Origin of the sequence: Streptomyces sp. NPDC059900, from assembly GCF_050270335.1 — a bacterium.
Lineage (GTDB): Bacteria > Actinomycetota > Actinomycetes > Streptomycetales > Streptomycetaceae > Streptomyces.
In genome coordinates this window covers 1-9,149 of sequence record NZ_JBNNJZ010000336.1, presented here as the reverse complement: position 1 = coordinate 9,149, position 9,149 = coordinate 1, and the positions used below count along the sequence as shown (strand labels likewise).

Sequence of the window (9,149 nt, the reverse complement as noted above, 5' to 3'; positions counted from 1 at the left end):
GGTTCCTGATCGGCGGCATGGGGTTCATTCGGTGCGGTCCTTTCCCTGGAGCCGTTTCTAGTACCGCAGGGCGCAGGCGATCCGGCCCCGGTCGGCGAGCGTGTCCCCGGGGACGAAGCGGACCTGTGCGCCGGTGTCCAGGGCGCGCTCGACGATGTCGTCGACCACGTCGTGCACGGCGTCCAGGTCGTCGGACCCGGCGGGCACCAGATGGCCGCCGTCGTCGCGCACGGTCGCCCGGTAGGTGTCCTCCACGGCGAGGAAGCGGATACGGTCCGTCGTCACGTTCTGCCAGACCTCGTCGAGACCGGCGGCGTATTGGCGCCGGCCCTGCGCCGCGTCCAACTCGTGCAGCACGGCGTCGAGTTCCGACTTGTCGCGGGCCGCGAGGAACGGGCGTACCGCCTGCCACACCGCGTCCGCGGAGCCGTGCGCGAGCCCGCCGTGCGGGACCGGCGTGGCCTCCTTGCCGACCGTGCCGACGTCGTCGAGGAGGGAGAGCGCCGCGGCCTCCCCGGCCACGAACAGGGGGCGCGGGTGGGCGCGGAGCACACCGGCCGCGGCGGCGTCCGCCTCGCGCAGGAACCTGCGGGTCTGCTCGTCGCGGAAGGTGCTCGGCAGGTCGCCGATCCGTTCCTTGCGCTCGGCGTCCGGGTCGTCCAGGCTCCGGGCCAGCGGGAATCCGTCCGCCCGGTGCTCGGTGACCCGGCCGGCCGTGCCGCTCCACAGCGATACGCGGTCGGCCGAGAGGGCGAGCACCCAGTACGGGCGCTCGGCGGCCTGCGCCGCGACGACGTTGCGGGTGAGGAAGGTGTCCGAGAGCACCACGCGCGAGGGCACCGTCCTGGCGAGCGACCACACCTGGTGCTCTCCGGGGGCCGCGAAGACGGCGAGCCCGTCCTCGGCGTGCACGAGGTCGATCTCCGCCACCGCCCGGTCCAGCTGCGCGGCCACCTCGCGCCGCTGCTCCCTGGTCACGGCCGGGTCGGACTCCAGACGCTCCTTGGCCTCGTGGACGAGATTGCGCAGCCGCACGGGATCCTGGGCGTTGTCCGGCTCTCTGCGGTGGGTCGGCAGCAGGACCGTGACGGCGGGGTAGGGGCGCGGCCGGCGCAGCTCGGCCAGCGCGGCAGGATTGAGGGACGGGTGCATGGACATGACCCTTTCGGGGCGGGGTGGCGTACGAAGGCCCCCCAAAGAGGGCGTTACGCCATGAAATCCACCCTATGACGGTTCCACGGCCGGGGCACTTCACCCGGAACGGGTCACTTCGGCGGGGGCGGGCCGGGTGGTTAACGGGGGATTCATCTCGATTCCATCGCCCGTACGGCCGAGCCGCACGGATTGTCAGCCCGGCGTGCTCTCATGGAGGCATGATCGAAGTGATCGAAGATTTTCTTGTACGTGGCGTCCCTGACGTCGAAGAAGCACTCCGCAAGGCCGCTGCGGCGGAGGTCATGCCGCGATTCAGGCAGCTCGCCGAAGAAGACGTCGTCCAGAAGAGCGGCCCGCACGACCTCGTGACGGTGGCCGACCGGCTCGCCGAGGAACACCTGACGGAAGCACTCACCACCCTGCTGCCGGGCTCGGTCGTCGTGGGGGAGGAAGCGGTGCACGCGGACCCCTCCCTGTACGAGTCGATACGCGCCGACGCACCGGTGTGGATCGTGGACCCGGTCGACGGCACACGGCAGTTCGTGCACGGCGACCCCGGATTCTGCATGCTGATCGCGCTGACCTGGCGCGGACAGGTGCACGCCTCCTGGACGTATGCCCCGGCACTCGACGAGATGGCCGTGGCGGTGCGCGGCAAGGGCGCCTGGCTGGACGGCGAGCGGCTGGTGGCCGGTTCGCCGGGGGAGGTCCTGGAAGTTGCGACCTCCCACCCGGACTACACCACGCCCGAGCAGAAGCAGGCGCTGCTCGGCCTGCGCGTGCAGGGCGTCGCGCCGCGGCCCTGTGGTTCGGCGGGCCTGGAGTATCTGGCCGTCGCCAGGGGGGAGTTGGACGCGGTCGCGTTCTCCTGGGAGCTCGCCTGGGACCACGCGGCGGGGCTGCTGCTCGTCGCGGAGGCCGGGGGAGCCCATCTGACCGTCTCCGGGGAGCCCTTCCGGATCGAGGGCGGCAACGCCCTGCCGTTCACGGCCGCGCGGGATGCCGCCACGGCCCGCCGGGTAGTGGAGTTGCTGTCGGCCGCGGTCTGATCTGCGGGACGCCGAGGTCCCTCCCGGCCGCGGAACGACGCCTGGCGTACGGCGATTGAGTCGTCCCCGTCGCGCACCAGTCCTCCCGGTCGCCGCGTCCCCCGTCAGCGCGGCGAAACCACTGCGTCACCCGTCAGAGGCCACCCGCGCCCACGGCACTGTCGGTGGCCCGGCCTATCCTGGGCGGCAGAGGCCATCGGCTGACAAAGGAGTCCGAAGGTGCCGTCGATGCTTGATGCCGTCGTCGTGGGGGCGGGACCGAACGGTCTGACCGCTGCCGTCGAGCTGGCCCGCCGTGGCTTCTCGGTGGCCGTGTTCGAGGCCAGGGACACCGTCGGCGGCGGTGCGAGGACCGAGGAGCTGACGCTTCCCGGTTTCCGGCACGACCCCTGTTCCGCCGCGCACCCCCTGGGCATCAACTCGCCCGTGTTCCGCACCATGCCCCTCGACCGGTACGGCCTCGAGTGGCTCCAGCCGCAACTGCCCATGGCGCACCCCTTCCCGGACGGAAGCGCCGCCGTGCTCTCCCGTTCCGTCGGCGAGACGGCCGCCTCGTTCGGGCCGCGCGACGCGGGGGCCTACCGCCGGCTCGTCGAGCCCTTCGTCGACAAGTGGGACGGCCTCCTGCGGGACTTCATGGCGCTGCCGTCGACCGCCCTGCCGCGCGATCCGGTGACCCTCGCGCGCTTCGGCCTCACCGGCCTGCCGCCCTCCACCTGGCTGATGCGGCGCTTCCGCGACGACCGGGCGCGCGCCCTGTTCTCCGGGCTCGTCGCACATGTCATCGCCCCGCTGGGCGGGCTCGCCACCGGCGCCGTCGGCCTGGTCTTCGCGCTGGCGGCGCACGCCCGCGGCTGGCCGGTCGCGCGGGGCGGTTCGCAGTCGATCTCGGACGCGCTCACCGCGTATCTGAAGGACCTCGGCGGCGCGGTCCACACGGACTACGAGGTCAAGCGGCTCGACGACCTGCCGCCGGCGCGCGCGTACGTCTTCGATACCTCACCCACCGCCCTTGCCCGGATCGCGGGTCTGGGGCGGAGCTATGAGAACTACCGGTACGGCGCGAGCGTCTTCAAGATCGATTACGCCCTGGACGGTCCGGTGCCGTGGACCGCGAAGGAGGCGCGGGAGGCGGGGACCGTACAGGTCGGGGCGAGCAGTGCGGAGATCGGCGCCGCGCTGCGTGCCGCGTCGCGGGAGAACCGCGCGCCCGACGCGCCGTTCCTGATCACGGTGCAGCCCGGCGTCGTCGACCCGTCCCGCGCGCCTGCGGGCAAGCAGGTCTTCTGGGCGTACGGGCACGTGCCCAACGGCTGGGACGGCGATCTCACCGACGCGATCGAGCGGCAGCTGGAGCGGTTCGCTCCCGGCTTCCGTGACCGCGTTCTCGCGCGTGCCGCCGCGGGCCCCGCGCAGCTGGTCGCCCGTAACGCCAACTACGTCGGCGGCGACATCGCCTGCGGCGCGGCCAGCGGGCTCCAGCTGCTGCTGCGCCCCAAGCTCTCCCTCTTCCCGTACGGCACGGCACACCCTGCGGTGTTCCTCTGCTCCTCCGCGACGCCGCCCGGCCCCGGCGTGCACGGCATGTCCGGCCACAACGCGGCCAAGGCGGTCTGGCGCACCCTGCGGCAGCGGTAGCCGGTCCCGGCCCCCGAGGTCCATGTCGGATTTTCGCCAGCCAGGGGTGGCCCCATGGCCGATCCTTGAGGCATGTCCGTTGCCCCCGTTGACCCCGTCGCCGCCGAAACCCCCGCCCCGTCGGCCATGCACGCCGACGCCGAGCGCTGCGTACGGGCCGTGCAGTCGAAGGACGCGCGGTTCGACGGGTGGTTCTACACCGCCGTGACGACCACCCGCATCTACTGCCGCCCCAGCTGCCCCGTCGTCCCCCCGAAGCCCGAGAACATGAGCTTCTACCCGAGCGCGGCAGCCTGCCAGCAGGAAGGATTCCGGGCCTGCAAGCGGTGCCGCCCGGACAGCAGCCCCGGCTCGCCCGAGTGGAATCAGCGCGCCGACCTGGTGGCCCGCGCGATGCGCCTCATCGCGGACGGCGTGGTGGACCGCGACGGAGTTCCCGGCCTCGCCACCCGCCTCGGCTACAGCACCCGCCAGGTCGAGCGCCAGCTCCTCGCGGAACTCGGCGCGGGGCCCCTCGCCCTGGCCAGGGCCCAGCGCGCCCAGACCGCCCGGCTGCTCATCGAGACGACCGCCCTGCCCATGGCGGAGATCGCCTTCGCCTCCGGATTCGCCTCGATCCGGACCTTCAACGACACCGTCCGCGAGGTCTTCGCCCTGGCCCCCGGCGCACTGCGGGACCGCGCCCCCATGGCCCGGCGCAAGACGTCCGCCCCCGGCGCCCTCTCCCTCCGGCTCCCGTTCCGCGCCCCCCTCAACCCCGACAACCTCTTCGGCCACCTCATCGCCACCGCCGTACCCGGAGTCGAGGAGTGGCGCGACGGCGCGTACCGCCGCACGCTCCGCCTCCCGTACGGTCACGGAGTCGTCGCCCTCACCCCCGCCCCGGACCACATCGCCTGCCGTCTCAGCCTCACCGACATGCGCGACCTCACCATCGCCATCAGCCGCTGCCGCCGCATGCTCGACCTGGACGCGGACCCGGTCGCCGTGGACGCCCAGCTGAGCGCCGACCCGCTGCTCGCGCCCCTCGTGGCCAAGGCGCCGGGCCGCCGCGTGCCGCGCACCGTCGACGAGGCGGAGTTCGCCGTACGGGCGGTGCTCGGCCAGCAGGTCTCCACCGCCGCCGCCCGCACCCACGCGGCGCGCCTGGTCACGGCGCACGGCGAGCCGATCGACGACCCCGAGGGCGGCCTCACGCACCTCTTCCCGGCGCCGGAAGCCCTCGCCGCGCTCGACCCGCAGGCGCTCGCCCTGCCGCGCAGCCGCCGCACCACCCTGACCACGCTCGTACGCCACCTCGCCGACGGATCACTCAGGCTCGGCGTGGAGAGCGGCTGGGAGGAAGCCCGCGCCCGGCTCACCGCACTGCCGGGCTTCGGCCCCTGGACGGTCGACGTCATCGCGATGCGGGCGCTCGGCGACCCCGACGCCTTCCTGCCCACCGACCTCGGAATCCGGCGCGCGGCACAGGAACTCGGCCTCCCGCACACCCCGGCGGCGCTGACCGCACGGGCCGCGGCCTGGCGCCCCTGGCGGGCGTACGCGGTCCAGTACCTGTGGGCCACCGACACCCACCCCATCAACAGCATCCCCGGATAAGAGCTCCCACGGCATCCCCGTGCAAGAGCCTCACCACGAGCCCCACCGCAGAGGACGGCCTCATGTACCGCCAGCACACCCTCATCGACAGCCCCTACGGCCCACTGACCCTCGTGGCCACCGACGGCGTCCTCAGCGGTCTCTATATGACCGAGCAGCGCCACCGCCCGCCCGAGGAGACCTTCGGCGACCGCGACGCCGGGCCCTTCGACGAGACGATCAGCCAGCTGGAGGCGTACTTCGCCGGCGAGCTGACGGAGTTCGACCTGCCGATGCGCCTGGACGGCACGCCGTTCCAGCGCACCGTCTGGCAGCAGCTCCAGCTGATCCCGTACGGCGAGACCCGTACGTACGGCCAGCTCGCGACCGTGCTCGGCAAGCCCAACGCCTCCCGTGCCGTCGGCCTGGCCAACGGCAAGAACCCGATCGGGGTGATCGTGCCCTGCCACCGGGTGATCGGCGCGGGCGGCTCCCTGACCGGCTACGGCGGCGGGCTCGACCGCAAGCAGCGACTGCTGGCCTTCGAGGGAGCGACCCCGGCCGCCGCGAACGCGGACGCCCTCTTCTGAACCCTCAGCCGACCCGTACGCCGTCCTCCAGCTCGACCGCCCCCGCCCCCGCGTCTAGCGCGTCGAGCCCGGCAAGCACCCGCCGCCCCAGCTCGCCCGGCAGGTACTGCGCAAGGTCCGCGCGGGCCACGAGGCGCCAGGAGAGCAGTTCCTCCTCCTGGAGCCTGATCGACTTCAGCTGCTCGTCGCCGAGCACCCCGCCGTCGTACAGATAGGCGACCAGCGGCGGCCGCTGGTCGCCCGGCACCCAGTCCACCGCGAGGAGCGCCCCGAGCTCGACGTCCAGGCCGATCTCCTCGGCGGTCTCGCGGCGCGCGCCCTGCCGCGGTGTCTCGCCCTCGTCCGACTCGACGGTGCCGCCGGGCAGGGCCCACCCCTCGCGGTAGTTCGGCTCGACGAGCAGCACACGCCCCCCGGAGTCCCTGAAGAGCGCGGCGGCCCCGGCGATGATGCGGGGGAGGCCCGCGATGTACGTGGCGTAATCCTGAGTGGTCACCCGGAAAGGGTAGACGCGCAGGGGAGGGGCGCCGGGCGCCGCGCTAGGCCTTGGCCAACTCCAGCGTTCTGGAAGCCAGTTCGCTGATCCGTGCGCCGTCGAAGCCGAACACGGCACTGCGCACCCGGTCTTCGAGCGGGTCCCGCCACTGCGCCGGTATCGCCCCGGCCCCGCACAGCACCCCCGCGACGGACCCGGCGGTCGCGCCGTTCGAGTCGGTGTCGAGGCCGCCGCGCACGGTCAGGGCGATGGTGCGGGTGAAGTCGCCGTCGCCGTAGAGGAGTCCGGCCGTCAGGACGGCCGAGTTCGGCACCACATGGATCCAGCCGAGCCCTGAGGTCTCCGCCTCGGCGGTGGCGAGGGTCTCCTCCCAGCCGAGCCCGGCCTCGTGCAGCGAGACGACCCGGCGCACCGTACGGGCGAGGCGGCAGCCCGAGGGGATCACCCCGAGCGCCGCGTCTAGAGCGGCCCGCGGGGAGGCCGCGGCGAACGCCGCCGAGACGAGCGCCGCCGCCCACATCGCCCCGTACACGCCGTTGCCGGTGTGCGAAAGAACCGCGTCGCGGCGGGCGAGGGAGGCGGCGCGGCGCGGGGCGCCGGGGTTCGTCCAGCCGAAGATGTCGGCGCGGATGAGGGCGCCGATCCACTCCTGGCAGGAGTTCTCGTACGTCGCGGTGAGCGGCGGCTTGAGCCCGTTCGCGAGATTCCGGTACGCGGCGCGCTCGGCGGTGAACGTCTGCAGATAAGGCAGGCGCAGCAGCCACAGCTCGCCGACCTGTTCGGTGCTGAAGTCGGGCCCGTGCGTCTCCAGGAGATGGAGCCCGAGGATCGCGTAGTCGACGTCGTCGTCACGGCAGCTGCCGTGCACCCCGCCGCGCACACACTGCTGCCACTCGGGCCGCAGCTGGAACTCCTCCACCCAGGACGGCGGTTCGGGGAGATAGTCGGTCAGCGGCAGCGCGTCGGCCTGCCGCAGATAGCGCTCGATGCGCTCCCGCGACCAGTAGTCGCCCCGCTCGATCGGTTTGCCGAGCATGTTGCCCGATATCCGCCCGATCCAGCCGCCGAGAACACGGTCGGCGAGTTCCGTATGCGCTGGGGTCATGCATCCGGTCTACCGAATTCCGGGCCGCTGTGCGCGGTCAACGCGACCGGTTCGGCGTGGAGCGTCAGACGTTTGTCTGGATTTCGATCGGGGGCGCGTTCCCCGGCCGCTGATCGATCATTCTTGCGCCTACGTGCACGCTTATCAGCGCTTTTAGGGTGATTTAAAGGAGGGGAGCGGGACTCCGATATGCGGACGGCCATGGGCAGGCGGCCCCTCCTGCGGTTATGGTCGCAGCGGCGCGACTGCCTTGACGCGAGCAAGGCCCGGAAAGCAAGGGGATGCAAGGTGGCGGACGCTGCTGGGACGGCGGGGCATGTGCTCATCGCCGCGGACAAGTTCAAGGGATCGCTCACGGCCGTACAGGTCGCGGAGCGGGTGACGGCCGGGCTCCGCCGCGTCGTCCCGCAGGTGGAGGTCGAGGCCCTGCCGGTGGCCGACGGCGGCGACGGCACGGTCGCCGCGGCGGTGGCGGCCGGTTTCGAACGCCGTGAGGTACGGGTGACGGGCCCGCTCGGCGACCAGGTCACCGCGGCGTACGCGCTGCGGGACGGGACCGCGGTCGTGGAGATGGCGGAGGCGTCCGGCCTCCAGCTGCTTCCCGAGGGCGTCTTCGCCCCGCTCACGTCCACGACGTACGGCTCCGGTGAGCTGCTGCGCGCCGCGCTGGACGCGGGCGCGCGGACGATCGTCTTCGGCGTCGGGGGCAGCGCCACGACGGACGGCGGGGCCGGAATGCTGGCCGCGCTCGGCGCGGTGTTCCTGGACGCGGCCGGGGAGCCGGTGGCTCCGGGCGGCGGTCCGCTGGCGTCGCTGGCCACGGCGGACCTGTCGGGGCTCGACAAGCGGTTCGCCTCGGTGGATCTGGTCCTCGCCAGCGACGTGGACAATCCGCTGACGGGGCCCAAGGGTGCCCCCGCGGTGTACGGGCCGCAGAAGGGTGCGTCCCCCGAGGACGTGGCCGAGCTGGACGCGGCCCTCGCGCACTTCGCGCAGGTGCTCTCCGAGTCGGCCGGTTCCTCCGCCCTGGAGTACGCCCAGTCGCCGGGAGCCGGAGCGGCCGGTGGCATCGGCTACGGCGCTCTCGTCGGGCTCGGGGCGAGCTTCCGGCCCGGGATCGAGGTCATGCTGGACGTCCTCGGCTTCGCGCCCGCGCTTGCCAGGGCCTCGCTGGTGATCACCGGGGAGGGCTCGCTGGACGAGCAGACCCTGCACGGCAAGGCTCCCGCGGGGGTCGCTGCGGCGGCGCGTGCGGCGGGGGTCGAGGTCGTGGCGGTCTGCGGCCGTCTCGCCCTGCCGGCGGAGGCGCTCGGCAAGGCGGGCATCCGGCGGGCGTACGCGCTCACCGACGTGGAGCCGGATGTCGCCCGGTGCATTGCCGAGGCGGGGCCCATCTTGGAGACCGTGGCGGAGGGCATCGCCCGGGATTTTCTGGGCTGAGTCCGGGGCTGGGGCCGGCCCTGCGGGGCTTTCCCCGATCCCGCCCCTTCCCGAAACCATGGGGCTCCGCCCCCTGGACCCCCGAAAAGATGTCCTCA

At 73.0% G+C, this 9,149-nt stretch carries 8 protein-coding genes; 5 read left to right on the top strand and 3 right to left on the bottom strand.

The features are described 5' to 3' along the window. Positions 1-57: 57 nt before the first annotated feature. On the bottom strand, positions 58-1,152 hold the full coding sequence (locus tag ACQKIP_RS31410) for a chemotaxis protein (RefSeq protein ID WP_365863361.1): 1,095 nt from the start codon (positions 1,150-1,152) through the stop codon (positions 58-60). A 221-nt stretch (positions 1,153-1,373) separates the two neighbouring features. Here ACQKIP_RS31410 and ACQKIP_RS31405 point away from each other — a divergent pair, with 221 nt between their 5' ends. From ACQKIP_RS31405 to ACQKIP_RS31390, 4 genes are all read left to right on the top strand, one after another. Continuing rightward, positions 1,374-2,204: an inositol monophosphatase family protein gene (locus tag ACQKIP_RS31405; RefSeq protein WP_365863363.1), complete on the top strand. Its 831-nt coding sequence runs from the start codon at positions 1,374-1,376 to the stop codon at positions 2,202-2,204. Between the two features lie 228 nt (positions 2,205-2,432). Further along, positions 2,433-3,842, top strand: a complete 1,410-nt coding sequence (locus ACQKIP_RS31400; RefSeq protein ID WP_365863387.1) for a phytoene desaturase family protein — start codon at positions 2,433-2,435, stop codon at positions 3,840-3,842. A 126-nt stretch (positions 3,843-3,968) separates the two neighbouring features. Further along, a complete protein-coding gene (locus ACQKIP_RS31395) occupies positions 3,969-5,441 on the top strand; it encodes an AlkA N-terminal domain-containing protein (RefSeq protein ID WP_365863389.1) in 1,473 nt (490 codons plus the stop codon). 62 nt (positions 5,442-5,503) lie between these two features. Further along, entirely contained in the window at positions 5,504-6,010 is a 507-nt protein-coding gene (locus tag ACQKIP_RS31390) for a methylated-DNA--[protein]-cysteine S-methyltransferase (protein WP_365863365.1), read from the top strand. Positions 6,011-6,014: 4 nt separating this feature from the next. Here ACQKIP_RS31390 and ACQKIP_RS31385 read toward each other — a convergent pair whose 3' ends face one another. Further along, the gene (locus ACQKIP_RS31385; RefSeq protein WP_365863366.1) at positions 6,015-6,506 is read right to left on the bottom strand and encodes an NUDIX hydrolase; all 492 of its coding nucleotides are present in this window, start codon (positions 6,504-6,506) and stop codon (positions 6,015-6,017) included. Between the two features lie 43 nt (positions 6,507-6,549). After that, positions 6,550-7,611, bottom strand: a complete 1,062-nt coding sequence (locus ACQKIP_RS31380; protein ID WP_365863368.1) for an ADP-ribosylglycohydrolase family protein — start codon at positions 7,609-7,611, stop codon at positions 6,550-6,552. Positions 7,612-7,899: 288 nt separating this feature from the next. Here ACQKIP_RS31380 and ACQKIP_RS31375 point away from each other — a divergent pair, with 288 nt between their 5' ends. Then, positions 7,900-9,051: a glycerate kinase gene (locus ACQKIP_RS31375; RefSeq protein WP_365863370.1), complete on the top strand. Its 1,152-nt coding sequence runs from the start codon at positions 7,900-7,902 to the stop codon at positions 9,049-9,051. Positions 9,052-9,149 lie beyond the last annotated feature (98 nt).

Excerpts from the sequence above, each read along its gene's own strand:
- ACQKIP_RS31410 (WP_365863361.1), bottom strand. The coding sequence starts at position 1,152 with ATGCACCCGTCCCTCAATCCTGCCGCGCTGGCCGAGCTGCGCCGGCCG.
- ACQKIP_RS31405 (WP_365863363.1), top strand. The coding sequence starts at position 1,374 with ATGATCGAAGTGATCGAAGATTTTCTTGTACGTGGCGTCCCTGACGTC.
- ACQKIP_RS31400 (WP_365863387.1), top strand. The coding sequence starts at position 2,433 with ATGCTTGATGCCGTCGTCGTGGGGGCGGGACCGAACGGTCTGACCGCT.
- ACQKIP_RS31395 (WP_365863389.1), top strand. The coding sequence starts at position 3,969 with ATGCACGCCGACGCCGAGCGCTGCGTACGGGCCGTGCAGTCGAAGGAC.
- ACQKIP_RS31390 (WP_365863365.1), top strand. The coding sequence starts at position 5,504 with ATGTACCGCCAGCACACCCTCATCGACAGCCCCTACGGCCCACTGACC.
- ACQKIP_RS31380 (WP_365863368.1), bottom strand. The coding sequence starts at position 7,611 with ATGACCCCAGCGCATACGGAACTCGCCGACCGTGTTCTCGGCGGCTGG.